The 25643-nt window shown below is 66.7% G+C and carries 24 protein-coding genes and 1 pseudogene; 12 read left to right on the top strand and 13 right to left on the bottom strand.

Going from position 1 to position 25643, the window contains the following annotated elements:
- Nucleotides 1-9 precede the first annotated feature (9 nt).
- From APZ15_RS26125 to APZ15_RS26115, 3 genes are all read right to left on the bottom strand, one after another.
- Nucleotides 10-699 carry a YebB family permuted papain-like enzyme gene (locus tag APZ15_RS26125; RefSeq protein WP_027789975.1) on the bottom strand — a complete coding sequence of 230 codons (690 nt, stop codon included), beginning with the start codon at nucleotides 697-699 and terminating at the stop codon, nucleotides 10-12.
- Between the two features lie 179 nt (nucleotides 700-878).
- Complete coding sequence (locus tag APZ15_RS26120; protein WP_027789976.1) at nucleotides 879-1448, bottom strand: hypothetical protein; 570 nt, start codon at nucleotides 1446-1448, stop codon at nucleotides 879-881.
- A 220-nt stretch (nucleotides 1449-1668) separates the two neighbouring features.
- Nucleotides 1669-2127 (bottom strand): Lrp/AsnC family transcriptional regulator, encoded by a 459-nt coding sequence (locus APZ15_RS26115; protein WP_006749370.1) that lies wholly within the window; start codon nucleotides 2125-2127, stop codon nucleotides 1669-1671.
- 126 nt (nucleotides 2128-2253) lie between these two features.
- Between APZ15_RS26115 and APZ15_RS26110 the strand changes: the two genes are divergently transcribed.
- The 3 genes from APZ15_RS26110 (at nucleotide 2254) to surE (ending at nucleotide 4387) form a co-directional block, all read left to right on the top strand.
- Entirely contained in the window at nucleotides 2254-2988 is a 735-nt protein-coding gene (locus APZ15_RS26110) for an AzlC family ABC transporter permease (protein WP_027789977.1), read from the top strand.
- Nucleotides 2981-3289, top strand: coding sequence for an AzlD family protein (locus tag APZ15_RS26105; RefSeq protein ID WP_027789978.1), 309 nt, complete (start codon nucleotides 2981-2983; stop codon nucleotides 3287-3289). The genes APZ15_RS26110 and APZ15_RS26105 overlap by 8 nt, the downstream gene beginning before the upstream one ends.
- 318 nt (nucleotides 3290-3607) lie before the next feature.
- Nucleotides 3608-4387, top strand: a complete 780-nt coding sequence (gene surE / locus APZ15_RS26100) for a 5'/3'-nucleotidase SurE (RefSeq protein ID WP_027789979.1) — start codon at nucleotides 3608-3610, stop codon at nucleotides 4385-4387.
- Between the two features lie 152 nt (nucleotides 4388-4539).
- Here surE and APZ15_RS26095 read toward each other — a convergent pair whose 3' ends face one another.
- From APZ15_RS26095 to APZ15_RS26060, 8 genes and pseudogenes are all read right to left on the bottom strand, one after another.
- Nucleotides 4540-5361, bottom strand: a complete 822-nt coding sequence (locus APZ15_RS26095) for an SDR family NAD(P)-dependent oxidoreductase (protein ID WP_027789980.1) — start codon at nucleotides 5359-5361, stop codon at nucleotides 4540-4542.
- 14 nt (nucleotides 5362-5375) lie between these two features.
- Nucleotides 5376-5858: pseudogene (locus tag APZ15_RS26090) on the bottom strand (MFS transporter); the annotation flags it as partial.
- A gap of 55 nt (nucleotides 5859-5913) precedes the next feature.
- On the bottom strand, nucleotides 5914-8559 hold the full coding sequence (locus APZ15_RS26085) for a GH92 family glycosyl hydrolase (RefSeq protein WP_027789982.1): 2646 nt from the start codon (nucleotides 8557-8559) through the stop codon (nucleotides 5914-5916).
- A 67-nt stretch (nucleotides 8560-8626) separates the two neighbouring features.
- Nucleotides 8627-11095: a GH92 family glycosyl hydrolase gene (locus APZ15_RS26080; protein ID WP_027789983.1), complete on the bottom strand. Its 2469-nt coding sequence runs from the start codon at nucleotides 11093-11095 to the stop codon at nucleotides 8627-8629.
- A gap of 328 nt (nucleotides 11096-11423) precedes the next feature.
- Nucleotides 11424-11891 carry a cupin domain-containing protein gene (locus APZ15_RS26075; RefSeq protein WP_027789984.1) on the bottom strand — a complete coding sequence of 156 codons (468 nt, stop codon included), beginning with the start codon at nucleotides 11889-11891 and terminating at the stop codon, nucleotides 11424-11426.
- 240 nt (nucleotides 11892-12131) lie between these two features.
- Nucleotides 12132-13484, bottom strand: coding sequence for a pyridoxal phosphate-dependent decarboxylase family protein (locus tag APZ15_RS26070; protein WP_027789985.1), 1353 nt, complete (start codon nucleotides 13482-13484; stop codon nucleotides 12132-12134).
- Between the two features lie 25 nt (nucleotides 13485-13509).
- A complete protein-coding gene (locus APZ15_RS26065; protein ID WP_021160594.1) occupies nucleotides 13510-13809 on the bottom strand; it encodes an ArsR/SmtB family transcription factor in 300 nt (99 codons plus the stop codon).
- Between the two features lie 174 nt (nucleotides 13810-13983).
- Nucleotides 13984-14871, bottom strand: a complete 888-nt coding sequence (locus tag APZ15_RS26060) for a LysR family transcriptional regulator (protein WP_027789986.1) — start codon at nucleotides 14869-14871, stop codon at nucleotides 13984-13986.
- Nucleotides 14872-15003: 132 nt separating this feature from the next.
- Between APZ15_RS26060 and APZ15_RS26055 the strand changes: the two genes are divergently transcribed.
- A complete protein-coding gene (locus APZ15_RS26055; RefSeq protein WP_027789987.1) occupies nucleotides 15004-16041 on the top strand; it encodes an aldo/keto reductase in 1038 nt (345 codons plus the stop codon).
- A 34-nt stretch (nucleotides 16042-16075) separates the two neighbouring features.
- Here the strand turns inward: APZ15_RS26055 and APZ15_RS26050 are convergent, their stop codons facing one another.
- On the bottom strand, nucleotides 16076-17740 hold the full coding sequence (locus tag APZ15_RS26050; RefSeq protein WP_027789988.1) for an ABC transporter ATP-binding protein: 1665 nt from the start codon (nucleotides 17738-17740) through the stop codon (nucleotides 16076-16078).
- 163 nt (nucleotides 17741-17903) lie between these two features.
- On the opposite strand from APZ15_RS26050, the gene APZ15_RS26045 reads away from it, so the two are divergent.
- The 3 genes from APZ15_RS26045 to APZ15_RS26035 all read left to right on the top strand — a co-directional run bounded on the left by APZ15_RS26045 (nucleotide 17904) and on the right by APZ15_RS26035 (nucleotide 19894).
- On the top strand, nucleotides 17904-18206 hold the full coding sequence (locus tag APZ15_RS26045) for an ArsR/SmtB family transcription factor (protein WP_027789989.1): 303 nt from the start codon (nucleotides 17904-17906) through the stop codon (nucleotides 18204-18206).
- 61 nt (nucleotides 18207-18267) lie between these two features.
- Nucleotides 18268-19263: a zinc-dependent alcohol dehydrogenase family protein gene (locus tag APZ15_RS26040; RefSeq protein WP_027789990.1), complete on the top strand. Its 996-nt coding sequence runs from the start codon at nucleotides 18268-18270 to the stop codon at nucleotides 19261-19263.
- Between the two features lie 154 nt (nucleotides 19264-19417).
- Nucleotides 19418-19894, top strand: coding sequence for a GNAT family N-acetyltransferase (locus tag APZ15_RS26035; RefSeq protein WP_027789991.1), 477 nt, complete (start codon nucleotides 19418-19420; stop codon nucleotides 19892-19894).
- Between the two features lie 186 nt (nucleotides 19895-20080).
- Here APZ15_RS26035 and APZ15_RS26030 read toward each other — a convergent pair whose 3' ends face one another.
- Nucleotides 20081-20806 carry a class I SAM-dependent methyltransferase gene (locus tag APZ15_RS26030; protein ID WP_027789992.1) on the bottom strand — a complete coding sequence of 242 codons (726 nt, stop codon included), beginning with the start codon at nucleotides 20804-20806 and terminating at the stop codon, nucleotides 20081-20083.
- A gap of 193 nt (nucleotides 20807-20999) precedes the next feature.
- Between APZ15_RS26030 and APZ15_RS26025 the strand changes: the two genes are divergently transcribed.
- From APZ15_RS26025 to APZ15_RS26005, 5 genes are all read left to right on the top strand, one after another.
- Nucleotides 21000-22007, top strand: a complete 1008-nt coding sequence (locus APZ15_RS26025; RefSeq protein WP_027789993.1) for a hypothetical protein — start codon at nucleotides 21000-21002, stop codon at nucleotides 22005-22007.
- A 258-nt stretch (nucleotides 22008-22265) separates the two neighbouring features.
- Entirely contained in the window at nucleotides 22266-22853 is a 588-nt protein-coding gene (locus APZ15_RS26020) for a DUF4410 domain-containing protein (RefSeq protein WP_027789994.1), read from the top strand.
- A 739-nt stretch (nucleotides 22854-23592) separates the two neighbouring features.
- Nucleotides 23593-24402, top strand: coding sequence for a TlpA family protein disulfide reductase (locus APZ15_RS26015; RefSeq protein WP_027789995.1), 810 nt, complete (start codon nucleotides 23593-23595; stop codon nucleotides 24400-24402).
- A 574-nt stretch (nucleotides 24403-24976) separates the two neighbouring features.
- Nucleotides 24977-25258, top strand: a complete 282-nt coding sequence (locus APZ15_RS26010) for a SymE family type I addiction module toxin (RefSeq protein WP_226153309.1) — start codon at nucleotides 24977-24979, stop codon at nucleotides 25256-25258.
- The gene (locus APZ15_RS26005; RefSeq protein WP_027789997.1) at nucleotides 25255-25575 is read left to right on the top strand and encodes a helix-turn-helix domain-containing protein; all 321 of its coding nucleotides are present in this window, start codon (nucleotides 25255-25257) and stop codon (nucleotides 25573-25575) included. Before APZ15_RS26010 ends, APZ15_RS26005 begins: the two co-directional genes overlap by 4 nt.
- The last annotated feature ends 68 nt before the right edge of the window (nucleotides 25576-25643 follow it).

Raw genomic sequence — 25643 nt, 5'->3', positions numbered from 1 at the left:
GCATCCCGCCTAATCCCCGCCCGCGCAAGCATCGTCGGTACGATCGCGCGTATCCACTACCACGCGCAGTTCCCGGCTGTCCATCAAGCTCGCCGGCGTCACCGTGCGGCGCTGCCACGGAATCCGCCCGAAGTACCAGACCTTCCAGAAACCGAGCGGATGATCGGGATTCCGGCGCAGCAGCGTGTCGAAGGTTTCGACATCGCCGAGCGTGATCCGCGTCGCGTCACGCACAACCTCCCGAACAAAACGCGAACAGAACTGCCGGCGCGACGCGAGATTGAAACCCGTGTCGTAGACCACGCCGACCCGGCGCATCGCCGCGTCGACGAGCCGGCGCCGCTGCGCGGCATCGAACGGCTGCTTCAGCCGCGCGATCACGCATGCGCCGCGATGGGAACGCGCAAGAAACCGCGACATCGTCGTGACGCGCGACAGCGGAAACGTGCTCTCGGCGACGAGCGGCTCGCCACCGCGCCGGCCGACGACGATCCCGACGTGATTCGTCCACGACCGTGTCGCGCTAGCGACCTCGAGAAACGGCCGCACCGTCACGCGGATGAACACGATGTCGCCGATCTCCGGCTCGACCGGCAACGGCATGTCATGAGGTTCGGGAGAACCGGTGGAGAAAAGACGCCGCCGGCCCGCACCGGGCGAGCGGATCATGAGCGGCTGGCAGCCGGTGTCGACAATCATATGGACCTCGCGAGAGTGAACATGGCGCGAGGATGTCAGCAGCTACCGCGCTCCGCATCCGCTTCTTGTGCGAGGGCGTGAATCCGTGCCGCCGGGTGGCGGATTTCGATACCGGCGTGAGGTGCGCGGCGTAAGGCGCGAAGCGTAAGGCGCGAAGCGTGAGGTGCGAGGCCGAGCCGTCAGCGCGTCGCGCCCAGTGCCACGCGCAGCCGTTCCATCAACTGCGTGTAATGCCGCAGCACGTCGTCCTTCGGCACGACATTCGCGGTCGCGAAACGCTCGGACCACGCCGGCTTCCATTCATACGCCCCGTGTACGCTCCGGTCGCCGTCCGGCGACTGGATCAGCGAGCGGATTCGCGCGTCGCGGCCCGGGCCCGTGTGCATGTCGAACAGCGCGTGGATATACGTGTGATACGCGTCGTACACATCCTCGTCGAACAGGTAGCGGTAGATATGAAACGTGCGGTCGAGCTCGCGCTTCGCGCGGATCACGTCGTCCGGCGAGATGTCCTTCCAGTAGCCGATCCACGTATAGAAGCACAGCAGCGCATTGAGCTGTGGCGCGACCGCGTCGTACAGCGCGAGGCGCTTCTCGATCAGCCGCTGGTTGGTCCACTGTACGAGTTCGAGTCGCTTCAGCCGACGCGCGACGAGCCAGCCGAGGCAGGCCACCGACAACGGCGTCAGCACGCCGAGCACGAGCTTGACGATTTCCAGCGAATTCCACGGATTGTTGAATGGCTGCATGAATGGCCCGACAAGAAGAAACGCATCCGCGCCGGCGCATGACCCGGCGCGCAGCGCCGCCTGCCCGATCGCATCGACATTGACCGTTAGTTGCTTGCGCATCGAACATCGCACGGCGGTGCGTGCGATACGTTCGAAGCGGCGTGACTCGCCAGATTACCCGGCGATTGTCACCGAGACCTGACCGTTCGTCGAGTCATCGCCTCGCACCCGTTCGGCGCTAGGTCGGCAGCGCCGACGTCAGCTTGACCTTCTGCATCGGAATGTCGGTCTTCACGCTCAGCACGCCGGGAATGCGCGTGAGGGTTTCCATCTGGAAGCGCCGATAGTCGTCGATGTCGGCCGCGACGACGCGCAGCAGGAAATCGCAGTCGCCCGCCATCAGGTGACATTCGACGACTTCCGGCATCTGCTGGACGGCATCGGCGAAACGGTTCACGGATTCCGCGTCCTGCCCCTTCAGCCACACGCGCGTGAAGATCGTCAGCCCCTTGCCGACCTTCGCGGGATTCAGCACGGCCACGTATTTCTCGATCACGCCCGCTTCCTCGAGAAGCCGCACGCGCCGCAGGCACGGCGACGGCGACAGCCCGACCTCGTGCGCGAGCTCCACGTTCTGCATGCGGCCGTCGCGCTGCAGCGCGCTCAGGATCCGCCGGTCGATGGCATCCAGTTTCATTTGGCATCCGATTCCAAAAAATTCGCAAATCACGCGTTCAATGCCAAATTCTCTGAAAGTTATGGCCACAACGCAACCCGATTCGAGTCAAAAAAGCAGACAATCCCTCCCCCCGAAGGAGGAGTAATGAGCAGTAGCGTTTCAACGTCGTCCGGGCTTCGCGACAAGCCCGCCTATGTCGCCGAGATGGGCCGCGGTTTGCGCGCGGCGCTGCCCGTCATGCTGGGTTTCGTGCCGTTCGCGCTGGTGCTCGGCGCGCAGGCCGCGCAGAAAGGGCTCAGCCTGTTCGAGGTGCCGATGATGACGGGCCTGAATTTCGGCGGCGGTTCCGAATTCGCGGCGATCCATCTGTGGACCTCGCCGCCGCATATCGCGCTGATCGTCGCGATGTCGTTCCTCGTGAATTCGCGCCACATCCTGATGGGCGCGGCGTTCGAGCCGTACATCCGGCGCCTGCCGCGCCGCCGCGCGTTCGTCGCGCTGTTCTTCATGTGCGACGAGAGCTGGGCGATGTCGCTCGCCGACGCGCGCTCGCGCTCGGCCACGCACATCAGCGTGCCCTATTACGCGGGCATCTGTATCGGGCTCTACCTGACGTGGATCTCGATGACCACGCTCGGCGCGGCGGTCGGCCCGACGATCGGCAACGTCGAGCAGTACGGCTTCGACATGGCGTTCACGGCCGTATTCCTGGTGCTGCTGCGCGGGATGTGGAAGGGAATGCGCGCGAGCCGTCCGTGGTTCGTGAGCCTCGTCGTCGCGGCGGCCACGCACCTGGCTGTGCCCGGCGCATGGTACGTCGCGGCCGGCGCATGCGCGGGGCTCGTCGCCGCGTTGCTGTGGGAGCCGCGCGATGCCTGAGCTTCCGGATTTCAGCACCGTCGCGACGATCGTGCTGATGGCGTCGACGACCTACCTGTCGCGCATCCTCGGCTACGTGCTGCTGCGCAACCGCACGCTCAGCCCGCGGATGGCATCGGTGATGGAGAACGTGCCCGGCTGCGTGCTGATCTCGGTGATCGCGCCAGCCTTCGTGTCGACGCGGCCGGCCGACCTGCTCGCGCTCGCGATCACGCTGCTCGCGGCGACGCGCCTGTCGATCCTGCCGACCGTCATCGTCGGCGTCGCGTCGGCGGGGCTGCTGCGGCATCTGATCGGATAGGGCCTGTTCCCGCTGATAGCGGGCTTGTGAACGTGCGTTGCCAGCCGTCCCCCAAGGGGACGAGCGACGACCGATCTCGCGCTCCGGCCGGCAACGCACATTCTCCTGTTTTGGAAATAATCATTCGCGGGGCTAGCCGCCGGAAGGGCCGATCGCCGCTTACGTGGCATCTCAACCGACGAACGGGCGCACAATGCGCCCGTTTTCATGTCCGCGCCGACGACGCAACACGACGATTCTCGCGCCGGGATGCTAGCCTTGTGGCTTGCGCCACGCCGCCCTTCCCTCTCATCGCCCATCTCCGTGAGGATCGTCCCAATGCAAGAAACCCGCCCGCTTTTCGACCGTGTCCTGCTGACCAACGACGACGGATTCGACGCCCCCGGCCTTGAAGTACTCGAACAGGTCGCCATGCAACTGGCGCGCGAAGTGTGGATCGTCGCGCCGGCGGAGGACCAGAGCGGCACGTCGCATTCGCTGAGCCTGCACGAACCGCTGCGCGTGCATCGCAAGGGCGAACGCCGCTTCGCGGTGCGCGGCACGCCCGGCGATTGCGTCGCGATCGCGGTCAGCCACCTGATGAAGGACGCGCGGCCCGACGTCGTGCTGTCCGGCGTGAACCGCGGTGCGAATCTCGGCACCGAAACGGTGTTTTCCGGCACGGTCGGCGCCGCGATGACGAGCATGCTGGTCGGCGTACCGGCCATCGCGCTGAGCCAGGCCTTCACCGATCGCAACGCGGTGCCATGGAACACCGCGCTCGCGCATGCGCCGGACGTCATTCGCCGGCTCGTCGCCGCCGGCTGGGACAGCGACGCGTGCCTCAACGTGAATTTCCCGGCACGGCCGGCCGACGACGTGCGCGGCCTGAAGTTGACGAACCAGGGGGCCGGTACGCTGCAGGGCGTCGAGATCGTGTCGGGCCGCGATCCGCGCGAGATCGACTATCACTGGCTGAAGCTGGCCCGCGCGCCGCGCGAAGACGACCCGGATTCGGAAACGGTCGCACTCGGCGAAGGGTATGTCGCCGTCACGCCGCTGAAGTTCGAGCGCACGCACGACCAGGCGCTCGCGCAACTGCGGTCGCGGCTCGGCTGATCCGCGTACGCGGGCAGGAAAGCGGTCGCGGCAATCGCGTGCATGATTCTTGCGCGCGGCTGTCCGGCCGCGACATTGCATCACGACATCACCGCATCACCGCATCACCGCATCACCGCATCGCCGCATCGCCGCATCACCGCATCACCGCATCACGTCAGGTTCATCCCCCCGTCGAGCATCACGATCTCGCCCGTCACGTAATCGGACGCGACGAGCATCGCGACCGTCTGCGCGATGTCATCCGGCGCCGCCGCCCGCCGCATCGGCGCGCGCTCGCGCCAGAGCTGCTGCGCCTCCGTCCAGTCGGCCGTGAGCGGCGTATCGACGAGCCCCGGCGCGACCGCATTGACGCGAATCGCCGGCGCGAGCGTGCGCGCGAGCAGCCGCGTCGTGTGATTGAGCGCCGCCTTCGCCGCCGCATAGGGAATCGACGCGCCCTTCGGCCGCACGCCCGCATGCGAACTGACGTTCACGACGCACCCGGCCCGCCCGTGCGACGCCGCCTCGCGCAGCGCAGCCTCCGCTTCGGCGACGAGCCGGAATGGCGCGATCACGTTGATCTCGTGCATCTCGCGCCACACGTCGGGCGTCGCCGCGGCAAGGTCGTCATGCGGAATCACGCGGCTGACGCCCGCATTGTTGACGAGGACGTCGAGCCGCCCGTGCACGGCCAGTGCGTCGCGGATCAGCCGCACGCGTTCGGCATCGTCGGCGAGATCGGCCTGCACGTAGGCCGCGCCGAGTTCGCGCGCCATTGCGCGCCCCACGTCCGCCGAACTGCGCGAATGCAGGATCACCGCATAACCGTCCGCCGCCAGGCGGCGCGCGATCGCCGCGCCGATTCCCGACGTCGATCCGGTGACGAGCGCGACCGGCCGATGCAGCCGCGACGCGCGCGGCTCGGCGACGGTTTCGGTTTCAGGTTCCGTTTCGGGAATCGGGGCAGAAATCGGCGGAAGCGGCGCGTCCATGTCGGGGAACCCTGTCAGTGGCGTTCCCGCATCATAAGCGCGACGGCGTCTCCCAGACGCGAAAGTCACCGCGGCCACCACGAGGATCGCTCCGGCGAAGCCGAATCGGCCGGCCATCCAGGCTGCCGGCAACGCGCCGATCGCACAGCCGAGATCGCATCAGGACCGATACACGCTCGGCGAGCGAGCGCGCCAGCCAGCCGGGCCTGGACGCATCGGACGCATCGGACGCATCGGCCGCATCGGACACGGCGGCAATCAGGCCCGGACAGACCATCGCCGTGCCGAGACCGGGCAACACGCTCGCCACGAGCCGCCAGCGCAACCGCCCCGTCAGCGCGGCCGGCGCACGCCTTGCCGCCCGCACCCGCATCCCGGCGACGATCAGCCCCTTGCTGCCCCAGCAGTCGCTCAGCGGCCCGGTGACGATCCGGCAACTGCCCCACACGGCCGGATAAGACGGCCGCAAAGATGCCGATCCGCTCGAAACCGGCGCCGCCGGATGAAGCCAATCGGCCCGCGTCGATGCGGGCCGCTTGCTGTTGCCTGCCGCTACTTCCCTGCCAACGTCAGCGAAGGTGCGAGCGCGCTGTTCGGATCCTGACCGTTCCACTGGCTGACCCAACCATCGTTCGGCGTCGCCCCCATCACGAAATCGAGCGTGCCGCCGGCCTTCATCTCGTCGTACGTGATGTACGGCCGATGCAGCGGCACGCCGTTCAGGCTCACCGACTGCACATAGCGATTGACCGACGACGGCGCGCCGCCGCCGGCCGTGTGCGCCGTCACGGTGAAGCGCCGCGACTTGCCGAACTTCAGCGCACCGCCGTCTCCGCCGCCCGATGCAACCGGGATGTCGATCGTCGCTTCCGCGAACAGCGGCGTGCCAAGGTAGAACACGCCGCCCACCGGATTCAGCGAATAGATGCCGAGCGCGGACAGCACGTACCACGCGGACAGCTGCCCGCAGTCGTCGTTGCCGGGAATGGCCGAATCGCGCACGCGGCGCGGGTCGGCCAGCGCGGCCTTCAGGCTGTCGCCGCTGAGCAGCGCGCGATCGCCGGCCGTCAACGTCAGCGAATACATGTCGTCCATCACCGTGCGCACGCGGTCCTGTGTCTTCGACGGCATGCCCGCGACGTCGTACAGGTACGGCAGATGGTTCGCCGGCTCGTTCCCGGCGAAGAACTGGCCGCTGCGGCCGGTCAGGTCCGGAAAGCCCTGGTTGCCGAGGAAGGTCAGCGGGTTCGCCGGATCGAACGTGCGATCGAGCTGCGCGATGAACTGGCTTTTCCCGCCGAGCAACGCAACGAGCCCCGGGAAGTCGTGGAAGATGTTCCACGTATCGATCCACGCATTCGATTCGGAGAAGTCCGTCTTCTCCGCCGCCGTCGGGTCGAAGCCCGCCACCCAGTTGCCCTGCGCATCCTTCGGCTGCGAGAACTTCCAGCCGTTGTTCAGCGTCGGGTTGAACACGTTCCGGTAATTCTGGCTGCGCTGCAGGTAGGGCCGGTAGTCGGCCGTGCTCTTGCCCGCCGCCTTGCCGACCGCGGCCGTCGCCCAGTCGTCGAACGCATAGTCCTGCGTCGTCGACACCGATGCGTTGTCGCCCGCGACCACGTAGCCGCGCTGGCGGTACTGGTCGAAACCGTGCGCGCTCGCGCCCTGCGTGGTCGTCAACGCGATCCAGATGTCGTCGATGCCCGCGCTCGTCAGGTGCTTCAGGTACGCATCGGCGATCAGCGGGATCGACGGGTGGCCGGCCATCGTGAAGGTTTCCGTTTGCGCGAGCGGCCACACCGGCAGCTCGCCCTTGCCGTTCTGCCTGAACTGCGTGAGCAGCGACTTGACCCAGCCGTCGACGCGCTCGGGCTGCACCAGCGTCATCAACGGCGACTCGGCACGGAAGGTGTCCCACAGCGAGAACGTCGACGAATAGTCGAAGCCCGGATTCGCGTGCTTGCTCGTCGTCGGCGGCGACGTCGTGCCGTCGTTGGTCGAATCGGTGCCGACGTAGCTGCCGTCCGCGTTGTTGTAGACGGTCGGCGCGAGCATCGTGCGATACAGCGACGTATAGAACATCGTCCGCTGGTCGGCGCTGCCGCCCTTGATCCTGATCCGTCCGAGCGCGTCGGCCCACACGCGTTCGGCCGCGCCGCGCACCTGATCGAACGACTTCGCGCCGACTTCCGCGGCGAGATTGGCCTGTGCATCCGCGATGCTCGACGGCGAGATGCCGACCTTCACCGTAACCGCGCCGCTGTCGTTACCGTCGGCGAACGTCAGGTAGGCCTTGAAGCCGTCGGCGCTGAACGCGACGTGTTTCGTATCGAACGGCTTCGAGAAACGCGCGACGAAATACGTCGGCTTGTTGTTCGCCCAGTTGTTCGTGATCTCCCAGCCGGCGATCGTCTGCGCGTCGATGACCCGGATCTTGCCGCTCGCGGTCGAGCCGCCGATCGGGTTATCGATGCTGACGATCATGCTGCGCTTCTGCGCAGCCGCGCTCGGGAAATACGTGTAGCGATGCACGCCCGCGTGCGCGGTAGCCGCCATCTCCGCGAGAATCTTCGCGCTCTTCACGTTCCACGGCGTGTTGCCGCTGCCGACCGGCGCCATCTTCACGCGGTAGTAGCCGGGGCTCGCGGTTTCGTCGTCGTGGCTGAACGACGCGTTGTAGGTGATCGACGCATCGGCGGCCACCTTGGCCAGCGTCGCGGTGTCGACCGGCGCCAGCGTCGGCAGGAACCGCACTTCGCCGCCCGAGCCGATGCCGGTGCCCGACAGGTGCGTGTGCGTGAAGCCGGTGATGAGCGGATCGTCGTACTGATAGCCGGACGTGCGATCCCAGTTCCACGGCAGCGTGTGCGCGCCGCCGGTCGTGTCCGGCCCGAGCTGCACCATGCCGAACGGCACGGTCGCGCCCGGGTACACGTGGCCGTGGCCGCGCACGCCGCTGCTCCAGTCCGCGTTGATGTCGAGGTTCGCGGTGCCGATCATCGGATCGACGCTGCGCAGCAGCGATCGCTTGCCCGCGCCGCCGTTCTCGCCCTGGTCGTTCTGATCGCCCTGGTCGTTCCGGTTGCCCTGCGCGTTCGACATCTGCGCGAGCACGCTCGCATCCGTCGAAGTCTGATCGCCCCCGCACCCCGACAACACGGCAAGGCACCCGATACCCACCACATGACGTAGCTTCATCCGTTCGTCCCTCCCTCTCTCTGCGTCGATCCTGTCGGCAAGAACCGCTCGTTGATCCTCTCGACCGTTACGGCGCGCCGGCCGCCTGCGGGAACGACGGCATCGCGGATGCGTCGGTGCCCCACGTCGCCGCGCTCGCGTCGGCCGTCATCGAATACGACAGCTTTCCGCCCTTCGCGATGTGCTCGAACGGCAGCCACGCGGTCGGGTAAGGTGCGCCGTTCAGCTTCAGCGACTTCACGTAGAACGACGCGACATCGCCCGAACCCGCGCCCGGCGCGACGATGTGCAGCAGGCGGTAGCTGCCGTCCTGCTGCCCGACGCGCACGACGATCTTCTCGAACTGCGGGCTCGACAGCGCGACGCCGCTCACGCCCGGCACGACCGGGTAGAGACCGAGCGCGGCCCACACGTACCAGCCCGAGATCGCGCCGAGATCGTCGTTGCCCGGCAGCCCGGCCGCACCGGTGCCGAACTCGTTCGCGAGCGACGCGTGCAGCACGCGCTGCGTATGCGACGGCGCGCCCGCCCATGCATAGACCCACGGCACGGCCATCGTCACTTCGTTGCCGACGTAGAAATACGGCTGCACGGTGCCGATGTTCAGGTGCGTGAAGAACGTGTCGAGCCGCTTGACGACCGGTGCGGCGCCGCCGGCCTGCGCGATCACGCCGCCGAGATCGTGCGGCACGTACCACGTGTATTGCTCCGAGTTGCCTTCCATGAAGCCGGTGCCGTCGGTGACCCACGCGCCCGCCGACGTCTTCGGCTCGATCGCGTTCCTGTCGAACAGGTTCTGCCAGTTGCCGCTCGACTTCAGCAGCGTGCCGGCCGTCGCCGTATCGCCGAGCGCTGTCGCGAAGCGCGACACCGCGAAGTCGCGCACTGCATATTCGAGCGTGTTCGACGCGGTCTGGTTGTCGCCCGGGCCCGACGACGGCACGTAGCCGAGCCGGTCGTAATCCGCGCGGCTGCCCATCACCGGCGTGCCGGCGCATGCGGCGCCCGGCGTCGTGCTGCGCTTCATGATCGACAGCGCGGCCTGCGTGTCGAAGTTCGTCGCGCCGAACGCATGCGCGTTCGCGACGATGATCGAGCCCGCATCGCCGGGCATCACGGCCGTCTCGGTATTGAAGTACGCCCAGCGCGGGAACGCGCCGCACGCTTTTGCATCGAGCACGAGCGACTGCACGATGTCGCTGGTCCGCACCGGATCGAGCAATGCCTGAAGCTGCATGAACGAGCGGTCGATGTCCCAGCCGGAGAAGTTCGCGTACATCGTGCGGCCTTGCTCGACCTGACGCGTCGGCGCGGCCGATGCGCCGTTCGACGCGTAGAAGTCCGGATACTGGCCGTTCACGTCGTTGAACACGTTCGGGTGCAGCGACGCGTGATACAGCGCGGTGTAGAACTTCGTCTTGTCGGCGTCGCTGCCGCCCGTGACCTGGATCGCGTTCAGGCGCGCGTTCCACGCGGCGCTCGCCGCGCCGCGTACCTTGTCGAAACGCCAGTTCCGGTTGCCCTGCGCGTCGGTGCCCGGATTCTCGGCGAGCAGGTTCGCCTTCGCATTCGCTTCGCTGACGAACGAAATGCCGAGCTTCATCATCACGTCCGGGTGCTTGCGGTCGACATTGAACGTCAACGCCGCGGGGCTGTCGTTCGACAGCGCCGGCTTCACCGCGAACGGCTGGCTGAATTCCGCGTAGTAATAGACGGGCACCGCATGCCCGGCCCAGCAGAATCCGCCGCCCGCGATCGTGCCGGACAACGCGCGGTCGCCGACCTGGCTGATCGTGTCGCCCGTCGAGCCTTGCGCGCGGTTGTTCAGCACGGTCGGATCGATCGCGATCGTCGCCTGCTGGCCCTGCGCGAGTGCCGGATACGTGAAGCGCGCGAAGCCGGTGCGCAGCGTCGTCGTCAGTTCGGCCTTGATGCCGTTGCCGAGCGTGACGCCGTAATAGCCGGCCTGCGCGGTCTCGTTCGCGTGGCTGAAGCTGGCGGGGGTGCCGGCGTCGCCGGGCGCGAGCTGCGGCATCACGTTCAGGTAGCCGCCGTTCGCCCAGCAGCCGGTGCCGCTCAGGTGCAGGATGCTGAATGCGTTGATCGACGTGTCGCCGTACCAGTAGCCGCCGGAGAAGCCGGAGCCGTCGCCTTTGCGGCTGTCGTACTGGGCGGTGGGCGTCATCGGGCTCCACTGCATCATCCCGAACGGGACCGTCGGCCCCGGGAACGTGCCGCCGCCCAGACCCGAGCCGACCGGGTCGGCCGGCTGGTCGGTCGCGTAGTCGGTGCCGATCAGCGGATTGACGTACTGAACGACGCGAATGTCGGCGTTCTTCTTCGATGCTGCGTTGTCGTTGTCGTTTCCATTGCCGTTGCCGCTGTTGCCGCCGTTGCCGTCTTCGTTGCCTTGCGACTGTGCCGCGGCCGACAGATTCGAAGCGGCTGCCGACGGCGAATCGCCATCGCCCCCGCACGAAGCCAAGCCAACACAGAGCGCCAGCAGCGCCGCTCTCAACCCCCAGTTCCTCGACATCGCCTGTCTCCGTTTCGTTCTTGAATCAAGCCGCTGATTCGAACTACTGAGCTTTAAATCAGGAATCTTTTCGTGACTTGTCGCGTACGCGGTCAATCGGTCGAAACTGCCGGACGCGTGTATTTATTTCCGTACCCGGATGCCCGAAAAAGACACGCCGGCAGGTCGAAATGCCGGCACCCGGGAACGGACAATGCGCACAAGCGTGCCCAAATAAACGTGGTTTCTCTACCCCGTATTTTTACGAATTTTTATTTTGTTTATCTAAACAAGAGGTAATTGATTCGGTTTTTTATACGGAATTCGACATTGCGAATGCGATCGGCAATCAGGGCTGTTTCGGCAGCTCGACGTAGTCTTCAAGCTCGCCGGCGATATAAAGCCGCTTGCCGATACGCGGGTATTCGCAGACATCGTGTTCGAGCCGCTGCCCGCCGACGAGCAGCTCCAGCGGTGCATCGCCGGTGTTCTGCACCGTGTGCGCTTCACCGCCGCGCGGAAAGCCGATGAAGTCGCCGGGCCCGATTTCACTCACGCGTTCGCCGATCGTGACCGAGCCCGTGCCGGACAGCACGTAGACGAATTCTTCTTCGTACAGGTGACGGTGATACTCGGCCGATTCGTGACCGGGCATCAGCGTGAGCAGGTGGATACCGAATTGCGTCAGGCCGGTCAGGTCGCTGAGTTGTCGTTTGAGCCGGACGGCATTGGGATTCAGCGAGTGCACCGCGCGCGTCGGTTCCATCTTCGCGATATCGGCGGCCTTCAGCAGTTCCCGGGGAAAGGGAGTCGACATGGGGATCTCGCAAGCGTGAATGCATCGGTTGAACGCTGCGCCGGCGCGGCGCGCGCAGCGGCTATTGTCCGACATTTTCACGCTGGCAGCCGTGGCATCCGCACCGCCGTCGCACGCGGCTCACACGCCCCCGTTCGTCGCGCGAGCGCGTCGATGCGAATGGTGCGTGCCGCGCTGCACGTCATCGAATGCACGAAGCTTGCGCCCGCCGACGTGACGGGCGCGGACGCCGCGCGACGCTCAGCGCACGTGCACGCCGCGCAACGCCGTCAGCAACGCGACGAGCCGATCGATGTGCGCATCTTCCGTGCGCCACGACGACACGCTGATCCGGAACGCCGGCCGCCCCTGCCACACGGTCGCGCCGAACCACACGTCGCCCGATGCCTGTGCGGCTTCGAGGATCGCCGCGGTTTCGTCATCGGTGCCGGCGCGCACGAGCACCTGGTTCAGCACGACGCGGTTCAGCACCTCGTAGCCGGCCGCACGCAGGCCGTCCGCAACCCGCGCCGCCTGCGCGCAATGCCGCTCGACCATCGTCGCCACGCCGGCGCGGCCGAGCGCACGCAACGCAGCCCACACGGGAATGCCGCGCGCGCGCCGCGAGAATTCGAGGTTCAGGTTCTTCTGCGCATCCTGCGCGCCGCTCAGGTAGACGGCATCGCTGTTCATCGCGGTGGCGAGCGCCGCCGCGTCGCGGCAGATCACCATCGCGCCGTCGTACGGCGTGTTGAGCCACTTGTGGCCGTCGGTCGTCCAGCTGTCCGCGCCGTCGATGCCGTCCGTCAGCGCGCGCTTCGACGACGCGCGTGCCCACAGGCCGAACGCGCCGTCCACGTGCACCCATGCGCCGGCCGCCTTCGCGGGCGGAATCAGCGCCGCGAACGGATCGAATTCGCCGGTGTTCACTTCGCCGGCCTGCACGCAGAGGATCGTCATGTCGTCGAGCGGCGGCAACTGGGCGGGGTCGATGCGGCCGTGCGCATCGACCGGCGCGACGACGATGCGCTTCATCCCGAAGCCGAGCACGCGCAGCGCCTTCTTCACCGTGATGTGCGCGAGCGCGGAAATCACGACCTTCACTTCGGGCGCACCGATCAGCCCGTCCTCGTCGATATCCCAGCCCTTGCGCGCGAGCAGCGCGCGCCGCGCGGCCACCAGCGCGACGAGCGTGCAGGCTGTCGCGCTCGTACCGAACCCAACCGCGCTGCCTTCGGGCAACGCGAGCGCATCGACGACCCAGCGCGCGGCCTGGCGTTCGATCGTCGCCGCGACCGGCGAATTCGCGTACGACGACGCGCACTGGTCCCACGCGAGCATCAGTCGCTCGGCCGCGGCAGCAGCCGGGAGCGCCGCGCCGATCACGAAGCCGAAGTAGTTCGGGCCGTTCGACGCGACCGTCGCGGGCGTGCCGTGCTCGTCGAGCAGGCGCAGCACGTCGTCGGCCGGGCGGCCCGCGTCGGGCAGCGGCTCGTCGAAGGCGGCGAGGCCGGCCAGCGCGGCCGCGTCGGGAAACGCGCGTCGCTCGCCGGTTGCGGCCAGATACGCGTGCGCGCGCCGGTCGGCGTCGGCCAGCAGTGCAAGTTCGTCCATGTCGGTTGCCTCGGGGGAAATGGAATCAGAGTTGCGAAAGATCTTGGCCGAGCTGCTGCAGCGCGCCGTCGATCCGCTTGTAGTACGTGAACTTGCCGACGCGGGTCGCCCGCACGAGCCCGGCATCCGCGAGGATGCGCATGTGGCGCGTGGTCGTGGCCGGCGCGATGCCAAGCTTCTCGGTGATGTACGTGCAGCACACGCCGAGCTCGTCGAAGTCGCCGTGCGGCTGCGGCGGGAAATGCTTGCGCGGCTGCTTGAGCCAGCGCATCACGGCCAGACGGCTTTCGTTGGCCAGGGCGCTGATGCGGGTAACGTCGTCCATGGGGTGCGGTTTCGTTTGACGTTTCGAATATTAGCTAAATGACGAAGTGTGGGCAATCGGTTTGAAGGACGATTGCTGCTGGCGATGTGGTGTGCACGGGCGTTGCATCGACACGCGACGCAAAAGCAGCGGGATCGCTGCTTCAACGTTTCGCGACAGCCCGTGTAATCTGCGTCACGCCGCCGTCAGTGCCTGCGCCAGCCGGTCGATCAGCGCACGCACGCGCGTCGGCTGCGCGGCACGGCCCGGATACACGATCTGCAAGTCGACGTCGCCCGGCGAGAAGTCGCGAAGGATCTCGACGAGCGCGCCGGACGCCAGATCCTGCTCGACGTCGACCAGCGACTTCAGCGCGACGCCATGCCCCGCGATGCACCACGCCCGCACGAGCGCGCCGTCGTTGGCCACGCGCCGGCCGCGTACCATCACGCGCTTCGGTTCGCCATCGATGCTGAACGGCCATTCGGCATACAGGTCCGGCCCGAAACGCATCACGAGGCAGTCGTGAGAAACGAGATCGTCCGGATGCGTTGGCGTGCCGTGCGCGGCGAGATACGCAGGCGACGCACATACCACGCGCCGCGCGCGGCCGAGCGAGCGGCTGCGCAGCGAACTGTCCGCGAGCGTGCCGCGGCGAATCGCGAAGTCGAGCCCCTGCCCGACGAGATCGACGTAACCGTCGCCGAGATGCAGGTCGACCGTCACACCTGGATGCTCGGCCAGGAACGCATCGACGACGGGCACCACACGCTCGCGCCCGAGATCGGCCGGTGCGCTCAGCCGCACGGGCCCCGACAGCGTCTGCACGCCCAGCCGCACGCGGCTTTCGAGTTCGTCGGCTTCGGCCAGCAGGCGCCGCGCGCCGTCGACGAGCGTGCGGCCCTCGTCGGTCAGGCTGATCGCGCGCGTCGTGCGCGTGAGCAGCGCCGCGCCGTAGTGACGCTCGAGCGCCGTCAGTCGCTCGGACACCGTGGCCGGCGACAGCCCGACCTCGCGGCCCGCCGCAGCCAGCCCGCCCTTCTCCACGATGCGCAGGAACAGCGCGAGATTGTCGAGCAGCATTGTTCGCTCCTTCCGAAGGATATTTTCGAAGCCTGCCCGATTATCCGAAATGTCCGCAAGCGATACAGTGCGGCAACGCTCGATGTCACCGCCGTCCGCCCCAGCGCTTCGATCATCCACAGGAAACCCGCCATGGAATACCGCACCCTCGGCCGCTCCGGCCTCAAGGTTCCCGTCCTGAGCTTCGGCGCCGGCACATTCGGCGGCACCGGCCCGCTGTTCAGCGCATGGGGCAACACCGGCGTCGACGAAGCGCGCCGCCTGATCGACATCTGCCTCGAAGCCGGGGTGAACCTGTTCGACACGGCCGACGTGTATTCGGATGGTGAATCCGAGCGCGTGCTCGGCGCCGCGATCAAGGGACGTCGCGACCAGGTGCTGATCTCGACGAAGACGGGCCTGCCGACCGGCGACGGCCCGAACGACGCGGGCACGTCGCGCGCGCGACTGATCCGCGCGGTCGACCACGCGCTGCGCCGCCTCGACACCGACTACATCGACCTGCTGCAACTTCATGCGTTCGACGCGGGCACGCCGGTCGAGGAAGTGATGTCGACGCTCGACGATCTCGTGCGCGCGGGCAAGCTGCGCTACATCGGCGTGTCGAACTTCGCGGGGTGGCAGATCATGAAGTCGCTGGCGGTGGCGGATCGGCACGGCTGGTCGCGTTACGTCGCGAACCAGGTCTACTACTCGCTCGTCGGCCGCGACTACGAGTGGGACCTGATGCCGCTCGGCGCCGACCAGGGCCTCGGCGCACTCGTGTGGAGCCCGCTCGGCTGGGGCCGGCTCACCGGCAAGATCCGGCGCAACGCGCCGCTGCCCGAAGGCAGCCGCCTGCATGAAACGGCGAGCTACGGGCCGCCGGTCGACGAAGCGCGACTGTACGACGTGGTCGATGTGCTCGACGCGATCGCGGAGGAAACCGGCAAGACGGTGCCGCAGATCGCGCTGAACTGGCTGCTGCAACGGCCGACCGTGTCGTCGGTGATCATCGGCGCGCGCAACGAGGAACAGTTGCGCCAGAACCTCGGCGCGGCAGGCTGGGCGCTGACCGATGCGCAGGTCGCGAAGCTCGATGCGGCGAGTGCCGTCGAAGCGCCTTATCCGTACTTCCCGTATCGCCGGCAGGCGGCGTTCGCGCGGTTGAACCCGCCGATGCGCGGGTAAGGGACGGTAGCGGCGACGCGGTTGCGTGCCTGTGTCAGGCCGGCACGCCTGCCCGGCCGAGCCGCACGACCTTGTCGGCCGCGCCGATGACCGAGCGCCGGTGGGTGATCGCGATCACCGTGACATCGCGCGCGAGCAGTCGCACGTGTTCCATGATGTCGCGCTCCGTCGCTTCATCCAGCGCGGAACTCGCCTCGTCGAGAAACAGTACGGTCGGGTTGCCGTACAGCGCCCGGGCGATCGCGATGCGCTGGCGCTCGCCGCCGGACAGCTTCAGCCCGCGCTCGCCCACCGTCGTGCGGAAGCCGTCCGGCAGGCCGTCGATGAACGTCAGGATCGCGGCCCTCGCAGCGGCTTCCCGCAAACGCCGAGCATCGTGCGGCCGGCCGAGCAGAATGTTGTCCTCCAGGCTTTCGTTCAGCAGCACTACGTCCTGCGGCACGACGGCGACCGCACCGTACCAGTCGGCGCGGTCGATGTCCGCGAGATCGACGCCGTCGACGAGAATGCGCCCGCCGGTCGGTTCGATCGACTTCAGCGCCAGCTTGAAGATCGTCGATTTCCCCGCCCCCGTTTCGCCGACGATGAACGTGACGGCCCCGCGCTCGGCGACGAAATCGACATCGGTCACGCCGCGCCCGTTGCCGTACGCGTAGCCGACATGATCGAACACCACGCGCCCTTCGCGCGGCACGAACGCCGATGCGTGCGACACCTGCCGCTCCTCGGGTGCCGTCCAGAGCGCCGCGAACGGCACGAGGGCCGCGCGGGAGCGCGCACTCTCGTCGATCGAGCGCGCGAGCATTTCGAACGGCAGGTTCAGTTGCAACAGCAACGTGTTGAACAGCACGATGTCGCCGATCGACAGCGCACCGGCTTCATGGCGCGGCAGCAGCAACCAGAACGTCACCGAGAACTGGACCGCGAGGCAGAGACCCAGCAGCGCGAGATAGCCGACGTGCTGCAGCACGTATGCGCGCCAGCTGTCGCGCTCGACGCGCGCTTTCTCGGAGAAACGTTCGCTCATCCACCGATGGCTGCCGAAATGCCGAAGCGTCTCCATCGCATTGATCGCGCCGCCGACGAAACGCGCATTCTCCTGCCCGGCCTCGATGGCGCGGTCGAGAAACGCGCGCGAGCGCCGCGCGGCAACGATCGCGATCGTCACTGCGACCGCGCCGTAGGCGGCCGTGATGGCCACGACCTCGAAATTGATCAGCGCGCCGAGCGTGGCGAGCGTCAGCACGATCTGCAGCGTGCCGGGGATCAGCTCCATCAGCGCGAGTTGCACGAGCACAGACAGCGCGCGGCTGCCGCGTTCGTTCGCACTCTGGATTTCAGCCGGATTGTGTTCGACGAAGAAGGCCGTGGTCTTCTTCAGGATGCGTTCGAAGAAGCGCGTGCCGGTGATGAATCCGAGATTCTCGGAACTCATGAAGGACAGGTACTGCACCACGCGTTGCAGCGCGCTGGACAGGCCCAGCAACACCGCATAGAGCACAAAGCCCGGGATCAGCGCATGGAGCACGCCGCGATGCGACAGCGCGTCGATCAGGCGCGAGAACAGATAGGGCGCGGCGACGGCGCTCGCACTCGACAGCACGACGACCGCCGCGACCGTCAGCAGCGTCCAGCGATCGGCCTTCCAGTAGGCTCGCAGCACCTCGACAATCGGATTCGGCGCGTGGTGTTCGTTCATGACGCGAAAAACCGGGGGCGACCCGGATGGCGACAGACGGCCGCGTTCGGGTGGCATGGCGGCAGCAACGCGGGGCCTTCGAAGACCGGTTAGCCCTGGACACTACCAAACGGCGGATGCCCCTCACATTGACATATCGGTAAATCTCGATATACTCCGCGCCATGGAATTGCTCGACATTTTCAAGGCCCTCTCGAACCGGACTCGTCTCGAGATCCTGCAAGGCTTGAAGGATCCCGTGAAAAACTTCCCTCCGCAGGACGAAGGGGACGTGCTCACGGTGGGCGTTTGCGTCAGCAGCATTCAGGAGGGTGTCGGGCTGTCGCAGTCGACGGTGTCCGATTATCTTGCCACGCTGCAACGCGCCGGCCTGGTCAAGGTCAGGCGCATCGGCCAGTGGACCTACTACAAGCGCAACGAAGCAGCCATCAGTGCGCTTGCCAAGGCCATTGGCAAGGAGCTGTAATTTTTTACCGCATCATATCGATAATTCCCGATATCTCTTTTTGTCGAAACAAGGAGTTCCAATGAAAGCGCTCATGCTCAAATCATTTGGCGGCCCGGAATCGTTCGAACTGCGTGACGTACCCAAGCCCGTGCCGCACACGGGACAAGTTCTGGTCCGCGTCCATGCGACGTCCATCAACCCGCTGGACTATCAGGTCCGGCGTGGCGACTATCCCGACCTGGTGCCGCTGCCGGCCATTACCGGGCATGACGTCTCCGGCGTGGTCGAAGCAGTCGGGCCGGGTGTGACGGCCTTCTCTCCGGGAGACGAAGTCTGGTACACCCCGCAAATCTTCGACGGGCCGGGCAGTTATGCCGAGTACCACGTTGCCGCGGAAAACATCGTCGGGAAGAAGCCGCCGTCACTGAGCCATCTCGAAGCGGCAAGCCTGACCCTGGTCGGCGGGACGGCATGGGAAGCACTGGTCGTGCGTGCGGCGCTGCGCGTGGGGGAAAGCATTCTGGTACACGGTGGCGCGGGAGGCGTCGGCCATGTGGCGATCCAGCTCGCCAAAGCCATCGGCGCGAGGGTGTTCACGACCGTGCGCGCAGCCAACGTCGAATTCGCCCGAAGTCTGGGGGCCGATGAGGTCATCGACTACGAAAAGGACGATTACGTCGACGCCGTCATGCGAACCACGGGCGGCCGCGGAGTCGACGTCGTGTTCGACACCATCGGCGGCAACACCTTGTCGCGCAGCCCCGACGCGCTCGCACAGCTTGGCCGCGTCGTCACGATCGTGGACATCGCACAGCCGCAAAACGTCATTCAGGCCTGGGGCAAGAACGCGAGCTATCACTTCGTTTTCACGAGGCAAAACCGCGGCAAGCTGGATGAGTTGAGCGCGTTGGTTGCGCGCGGACAGCTGCGGCCACACGTCGGCGCCGTCTATTCCCTTGCCGATATTCCGCTCGCCCATGCCCGGCTCGAAAGTCCCCGCCACGGTGTTCGAGGAAAGATCGCGATCGCGGTCGAGCCGTCGACTCATCTCGACCGTGTTGCCGCGTCTTCATGAGCCTGTTGCGCGGATGCTCGACCGCTGGCCGTGGCACCATGAAATGTAGTCGTCATGGGCCTACCGATGGTGCCGCGAACGTCCTATCGTAGAGACCTGCGACGCGCCGGCCGGATCGGAGGCGCGCGCCCTTCTCATCGAAAGGTCCGCCAACATGAACGCCAACGAAACAGGACTGACCGTACGCGCGGTCGCTGAAAACGACTACGACCAGTGGCTGCCGCTGTGGGACGGCTATAACCGCTTCTACGGCCGCTTCAACGATACGGCCCTGCCGATGCGCATCACGCAGCTCACGTGGTCGCGCTTCTTCGACGGCTACGAGCCCGTCCATGCTTTCGTCGCGGAACGCGACGGCAAGCTCGTCGGGCTCGTGCATTTCCTGTATCACCGCAGCACGACGCACGCCGGGCCGGTCTGCTACCTGCAGGATCTGTTCACGCTCGACAGCGAGCGCGGCAAGGGCGTCGGCCGCGCGCTCATCGAAGCCGTGTACGACACCGCGCGTGCGCATCGCGCCGAACGCGTGTCCTGGCAAACACACGAATCGAACCACACGGCGATGCGGCTCTACGACACCGTCGCGGAAAAACCCGGGGCCGTGCTCTACCGGAAGGAGCTGTTGCGCTGAAACGGACGAAAATGGGTGTCGGAATGCTGGCCGTCTCACGTCGACAGGCCACAGTCGCCCAGGGGACACAAGATCCGTCATTCCATCGGATGCTGTATCCCCACGGCTACCAATTCAACGCGTCAATTTGTGTTCTCTTCCGTACAGGCGAACCCATCGTCGTCGCCCGACATTGACCACCCGCGCTCACCCCACCGGCCGCGCCTTGATCCACAGAAACAGCGGCACGCGCGCCCACTGCTTCAGTTGATCCGTATCGGCGTGGTCGGGCGGCGGCTCGCGCAGCGACACGATAGCGAACCCGGCCGCTTCCAGTGCGTCCATATACGCCTGCAGCGGCAGCGACCAGCCGGCGAAATGCATCGACAGCCCGTCGCGCGTTTCCACGCCGTCGAAGTGCTCGCGCCCGAAATAGCTGCCCTTCAGCACGAACGGCGCATCGGGTTGCGGCCCCGCGAAGCCGCCGCGATCGCGGAACGGATGCACGAGCGAGATGAACAGCAGCCCGCCCGGCTTCAGCACGCGGCGCGCCTCGCTCAGGGCGCGCTGCATGTCGTCGAGATCCATCAGCACGTTGTATGCCATCACGAGATCGAAGCTGGCCGCGTCGAACGGCAGCGACGCCGCGTCGGCCAGCTCGTAGCGATGCGCGGAATCCGCATGACGGGCGGCGTCGAGCATCGCGGGCACCACGTCGGTCGCGGTCACGTCGTAGCCGAGCGCCTTCAGTTCGCGGCTCACGCGGCCTTCGCCGCAGCCGATCTCCAGCGCGCGGCCGGTGTCGCGGCCGATATAGGCCGCGAGCCCCGCGCGGTATTTCCAGAACGCATCGTGCCCGGGCTTGCCGGCCCAGCCGATCCATTGGTCGGCGACCTGTGTCCAGTGTTCGGTGATGGCTTTCGTGTCGGTCATGCGCGCTCCCGCCCGGTGTGCGTCGTTGGCTCAGGATGCGCATGGTAAGCCGATGCGGCGGAACGCGCGACCAGGCTGTGCCGCGCGGCCGGTTTCCGTTTCCGGCGGCGACGTTCTACAGTGACATAAAACAATCCGCGCCGCCGCGCGTCGCCCCCGCCCGGCGATACGCACCCGATTCCGAGGACATCCCATGCCGAGCATCCTGGCCGCGCCCGCCAATCTCCCCCCGAGCCCCGTCGCGGCGGAAACGCGCATGGTGCACGACGTCGCGACGCTGAAGCCGTCCGACTACCGTTCGGCGGACGGCGTGTCGTGGGTCATCGCCACCATCACGCCGGCCGCGGACAGCGGATCGAACGTGACCGGCACGACGTACTTCGACACCGCGAAAGGCCGGACCGTCCCGGTGCCCGACGCGCGGCGTCGCTACGCGAATCGCGGCACGTGGCAGGTCGTCGCGAGCTCGAGCCCTGCCGTGCCCGCCACCGGCCGCTACGACTGGCTGACGCTCGCCTGGCTGCCGATCAACCGGCGGCCGCTGCCGCAAACGCCCGAACACCTGTATTCGCCGTTCATTCGCGGCGGCACGATCGTGTATCGATGGAATCCGGCGGCGGAAGGCGGCGAGCAGTTCGGCAACGTGCGGATGATCTTTCCGGAATGGACGCAGCAGGTGGCCGATGCGTTGCGGTCTGCGCCGACAGCGTCGCCGGACGGCGCCAGCACGTCGGCCGCACCGTCGGCGCTCGATCGCCTGACAGCGGACACGAACCCGATGACCGCCGTGCTCGACTTCGGCGACGCACTGCGCGACGAGCCGGTCGAGCGAATCGTCGCGCGGCTGCCGGCGCTGCTGCGCGTGAAGGACCTGCACGAACTGTCGGCGATCGTGTTCCTGTGCCTGTCCGGATCGCGCGCCGAAGACCGGCCGCGCCTCGCCGAAGCGATCAACGAATCGATCGCGTCGACCGACGACAGCGCACGCCTGCTCGCGATTGCATATGGCGCGTTCGCGGCCGGCCGGGCACGGCCTCATCCGTTCAACGATGCGGGGCAGGCCGCGCGTATCAACGACGTGTTCGGCGCGTTGAAGCGGCGGACCGCGGCGCTCGACGTGCCGGTCGCGGAAGGGTCGCCGTGGTACGAGTTCTTCACGGCATATCGGCTCGGCGGGGCGGCGCCGGGTAACAACCCGTGACGACAGGCACATAGCCGGTGCTGCCACGGCGGAAGCCGGCCTCCCGCTTGCGCGTGGAACCGGTCGCTCCGGCGAGCCGTGCGCCGTCATCGGCCGTCACGTGAGCGGCGCAAGTCTGCATCGGCGCCGAAGGCCGCGACGAATCCGGATCAAATGGCATGTTCGATCTATTCGACCATTTGAACCGGATCGCCCTGTGCTAGATTCGCGCCCGGCCATAGAGCCATCTCAAATAACCCGAACTAAAAAGACCAAATCATGAAATCTGTATTCCGTCATGCCGCTCTGGCATTGGTGACGATCGGCTTCCTGTCGGGCTGCGCCAGCAGCGTGACACGCGACGCCAGCGATCCGGCGGGGGCCGCCGTGACCGCATCGACGATGAAATTCGGCACGAAACCCGTGGTCGTGAAGGTCACGCTCGACAATACCGCGCAGGAAGCGTTGAAAGACAACCTGAAGTTCGACGCGAAGAAACTGCAGGAAAAAATCGAAAGCGCACTGGACGCACGCAAGCTGCTGGCAAAAGCGGATTCGACCGATGCAATGCACCTGAACGTCGAAGTCAACGGCATTCGCGTGCGCTCGAGCTTCTCGGCCGTCATGTTCGGCTTCATGGCGGGCAACGATCACGTCGATGGCACCGTGACGCTCGTCGACGCCGACAATCATCAGATCGACCGCTTCAAGGTATCGGCTTCGTACGCGCTCGGCGGCATCGCCGGCGGCATGGACGATACGCGCATGAACTGGTTGTACGAGAAGTTCACCGAGCAGACGCTGACGACGCTCGAACCGGCGGCCGGCGCGCAACAGGCGAACGCCACGCAGACGAAGACGCAGTAATGCCCGACGCCCGGCCGGCCGCGAATACGCGGCCCGCCGGGCGGCAGCGGTCGCGCTCATCCGCCGGCGACGATGCGGATGTCGCACGCAACGATCGTCGCCGACCGGGGCCTTGCAGCCTGCCCGCCAGTCACCGGCCATGCCCCGCCGCTCACGGCGCGCGGCATGACAGCATCTCCGAATTCCTGAATACGGTCGCAAGCCACGCTTGCACAAATGCTCAGCCATCAGTCGGCCGATCAGCAACGACGGTTCATATGTGTTGCCTTCATCGGAACCCTGTGCCTGCCACCAACCTGGCGCCACGCGGTGCGCGAGTGACTGCCCGGTGCCCGTATCCGGCGACGATCCCGTTCCGTCGAATCAGCCGGCATGAATCGGATCGCGGCCGAGCCCACCCACCGCCACAACGCATTCACGATTGCATGTGAAACGACGGGAATGCAGCCGCTCGGGGGAACCGACCGTCAGGCAGAGATCCCTTTCGAGACACCGGCGGACACCACGCCGGACCGGTGACCGCATTGTCGACGAGCGATTCGCAACCGATCATCAAACCAGCCTGAACGACCGCGCACTGACCGAACAATGACGGCATCCCGAATATGCGCACGCCGCGCCGGGAACCCGCACACATCGGGCCATGTCGAATCGCATCACGACCGTTGACCGCATCGCGTTCATCGGCCGATCATCGTCCTCCTGCCCCCCGCTCGATCAAGTCGCCCCTTTCCTGCTCATGTTAAGCATCGGTCCCTTTTCGATCCGCGTCGTCGCGGTGGCCGTCGCCGCGCTGCTCGCGTGGCTCGTCGCCCGTTTCGTCCAGCGCCGCCCGCCGGACGGCCAGCACAAGACCGCATCGAGCCTGATCCTCGATACCTTGCTGCTCGGGCTGATCGCCGCGCGCATCGGCTACGTCGCGCAGTGGTGGCACGAGTACGCCGCCGCACCGCGCTCGATCGTCGCGCTCGGCGACGGCGGCTTCGACTGGCGCATCGGCCTCGCGGCCGGAATCGTGTTCGCGGGCTGGCGCCTGCGCCGCCTGCCCGCGCTGCGTCGCCCGGTGATGGCCGGCATGCTCGCGGGCCTCGCCGCGTGGGGCATCGCGCAGGGCACGCTCGCAACGTTGCAGCACGGCGCGCCGCCGCTTGCCGCGTTGCGGCTCGAAGCGCTCGACGCCACGCCGGTGCCTGCGCAACGCTTCGCAGGCAAGCCGGTTGTCGTGAACCTGTGGGCCACGTGGTGCCCGCCGTGCCAGCGCGAAATGCCGATCCTCGCGCAAGCGCAGCAGGATCATCCGGGGATGACGGTGCTGATGGTCAACCAGGGCGAAGACGTGCAAGCGGTGCGCGCGTTCCTCGAACAAAAAGGGCTGCGGTTCGATCACGTGCTGCTCGATCGCACGCTGCACGCGATGCAGGCCTATGGTTCGCGCGGGTTGCCGACGACGCTCTTCTTCGATGCGAAAGGCAATCTCGTCGAATCGCACATGGGCGAGATCACTGCCGCACGGCTGAAGGACGCCGTGGCGGACCGCTTCGGCCAGTAACGCGCGTCGGCCGAAAGGCCGCGGCATCGCTGCGTCACATCCGCGCCTCGACCACGGCGAGCCGGGCCGGGAGATGGACACGCTGCACGCATGATTCGCTGCCGCCGTGACGGAAAGCACGGCGGCTTCCCGCGCAAGTTCGGGCGGCCCTGCACGACGCCCATGACATCCTCGTGCGACGTGTGGCGGGCGAATCGGAGCATTCGACCGACACGCTTTCTGACATATCGTCAATAAAGTGACGACACGGCCCGCCGGCGCAATCGCCGGGGAATCGTTTCGCAGCAAGCCTGCAAGACATCGGTGTGTCCGTCAGTGCAGACGAAGACGCTCCGGACCGACACCTGATGCCGGCCGATCTCGGCTAGAGTGATTGCACGTTTTCGCCTGGAATGCCATTTCATTTCGCCATGCCAACCATGTGACGGGATGCCGATCGAAATCCACTGCGTAAACGAGCGCGGCCCGCGCGTGCACTACCACGCGCGGGCCGCTGACCACAACCCACTCAGTACAGGAGTCAGTCATGGCTGACGGGAATCATAACGCACCGGTTCGCTTTCACGATTGTTCCATGCCCGCTCGCACGTCTTTTCAGACTCGCCGCATCGTTCCACATCTCAGGCTCGCCGACACGGCACCGCCGGCCCTCCATCTGTGGATGAAGCTGTCCGGCCGCTGGATCGACGCAGCGGGTTTCGAACCCGGGCAGCGCCTGCGGATCGAGGTGATGCACAAGCGGCTGGTGGTCACGCCGATCGAAGAAGCGCCCGGCGACGATATCGGCCAGGATGCCGATCGCTCGACAGGCCAGCCGCGGCCGACGTTCTCGGTGATCACGGGAGGCGCGCAATGAATCGCAACGACTCGCGACAACGTGCCGGCACCTTGCCGGCCGACTTCGGCCTCGATGACGCGGGCGCACTGTCGGCCAAATCCGCGCTCGTCCTGAAGATCAACGCACTGACCGTCTCGCGCGGCCTGAGCGAAGACGAGGCTGCGGCGCTCGCGGAGATGGCCCGGCCGGTCGTCACGCCCGAGCAACGCGAAAGACTCCGGAACGTCTCGCTGGAACTGCTGATGCAGACGCTGGCGTCGCTGGGCCAGCAGGTGGAAATCGTGGTGCGGCCTGCGGGCCCACCGCATTCGGCAGGCATCACGGTTTCAGTCTGACAGTCGGCAAAAGGAACGAAGGGGGCGTAGCGGCCGCGCCCCGGCCGCTACGCGTTCCGACGATGCGC

This window comes from Burkholderia cepacia ATCC 25416 (assembly GCF_001411495.1).
In the GTDB taxonomy this organism is placed as follows: Bacteria; Pseudomonadota; Gammaproteobacteria; order Burkholderiales; family Burkholderiaceae; genus Burkholderia; species Burkholderia cepacia.
Note: the sequence above shows the minus strand (reverse complement) of the source record. Positions and strands in the feature narration are given on the sequence as shown.

What these genes read in the sequence shown, in the direction of transcription:
- APZ15_RS26125 (WP_027789975.1), bottom strand. Translation starts at nt 699, where the DNA reads ATGATTGTCGACACCGGCTGCCAGCCGCTCATGATCCGCTCGCCCGGT.
- APZ15_RS26120 (WP_027789976.1), bottom strand. Translation starts at nt 1,448, where the DNA reads ATGCAGCCATTCAACAATCCGTGGAATTCGCTGGAAATCGTCAAGCTC.
- APZ15_RS26115 (WP_006749370.1), bottom strand. Translation starts at nt 2,127, where the DNA reads ATGAAACTGGATGCCATCGACCGGCGGATCCTGAGCGCGCTGCAGCGC.
- APZ15_RS26110 (WP_027789977.1), top strand. Translation starts at nt 2,254, where the DNA reads ATGAGCAGTAGCGTTTCAACGTCGTCCGGGCTTCGCGACAAGCCCGCC.
- APZ15_RS26105 (WP_027789978.1), top strand. Translation starts at nt 2,981, where the DNA reads ATGCCTGAGCTTCCGGATTTCAGCACCGTCGCGACGATCGTGCTGATG.
- surE (WP_027789979.1), top strand. Translation starts at nt 3,608, where the DNA reads ATGCAAGAAACCCGCCCGCTTTTCGACCGTGTCCTGCTGACCAACGAC.
- APZ15_RS26095 (WP_027789980.1), bottom strand. Translation starts at nt 5,361, where the DNA reads ATGGACGCGCCGCTTCCGCCGATTTCTGCCCCGATTCCCGAAACGGAA.
- APZ15_RS26085 (WP_027789982.1), bottom strand. Translation starts at nt 8,559, where the DNA reads ATGAAGCTACGTCATGTGGTGGGTATCGGGTGCCTTGCCGTGTTGTCG.
- APZ15_RS26080 (WP_027789983.1), bottom strand. Translation starts at nt 11,095, where the DNA reads ATGTCGAGGAACTGGGGGTTGAGAGCGGCGCTGCTGGCGCTCTGTGTT.
- APZ15_RS26075 (WP_027789984.1), bottom strand. Translation starts at nt 11,891, where the DNA reads ATGTCGACTCCCTTTCCCCGGGAACTGCTGAAGGCCGCCGATATCGCG.
- APZ15_RS26070 (WP_027789985.1), bottom strand. Translation starts at nt 13,484, where the DNA reads ATGGACGAACTTGCACTGCTGGCCGACGCCGACCGGCGCGCGCACGCG.
- APZ15_RS26065 (WP_021160594.1), bottom strand. Translation starts at nt 13,809, where the DNA reads ATGGACGACGTTACCCGCATCAGCGCCCTGGCCAACGAAAGCCGTCTG.
- APZ15_RS26060 (WP_027789986.1), bottom strand. Translation starts at nt 14,871, where the DNA reads ATGCTGCTCGACAATCTCGCGCTGTTCCTGCGCATCGTGGAGAAGGGC.
- APZ15_RS26055 (WP_027789987.1), top strand. Translation starts at nt 15,004, where the DNA reads ATGGAATACCGCACCCTCGGCCGCTCCGGCCTCAAGGTTCCCGTCCTG.
- APZ15_RS26050 (WP_027789988.1), bottom strand. Translation starts at nt 17,740, where the DNA reads ATGAACGAACACCACGCGCCGAATCCGATTGTCGAGGTGCTGCGAGCC.
- APZ15_RS26045 (WP_027789989.1), top strand. Translation starts at nt 17,904, where the DNA reads ATGGAATTGCTCGACATTTTCAAGGCCCTCTCGAACCGGACTCGTCTC.
- APZ15_RS26040 (WP_027789990.1), top strand. Translation starts at nt 18,268, where the DNA reads ATGAAAGCGCTCATGCTCAAATCATTTGGCGGCCCGGAATCGTTCGAA.
- APZ15_RS26035 (WP_027789991.1), top strand. Translation starts at nt 19,418, where the DNA reads ATGAACGCCAACGAAACAGGACTGACCGTACGCGCGGTCGCTGAAAAC.
- APZ15_RS26030 (WP_027789992.1), bottom strand. Translation starts at nt 20,806, where the DNA reads ATGACCGACACGAAAGCCATCACCGAACACTGGACACAGGTCGCCGAC.
- APZ15_RS26025 (WP_027789993.1), top strand. Translation starts at nt 21,000, where the DNA reads ATGCCGAGCATCCTGGCCGCGCCCGCCAATCTCCCCCCGAGCCCCGTC.
- APZ15_RS26020 (WP_027789994.1), top strand. Translation starts at nt 22,266, where the DNA reads ATGAAATCTGTATTCCGTCATGCCGCTCTGGCATTGGTGACGATCGGC.
- APZ15_RS26015 (WP_027789995.1), top strand. Translation starts at nt 23,593, where the DNA reads ATGTTAAGCATCGGTCCCTTTTCGATCCGCGTCGTCGCGGTGGCCGTC.
- APZ15_RS26010 (WP_226153309.1), top strand. Translation starts at nt 24,977, where the DNA reads ATGCCCGCTCGCACGTCTTTTCAGACTCGCCGCATCGTTCCACATCTC.
- APZ15_RS26005 (WP_027789997.1), top strand. Translation starts at nt 25,255, where the DNA reads ATGAATCGCAACGACTCGCGACAACGTGCCGGCACCTTGCCGGCCGAC.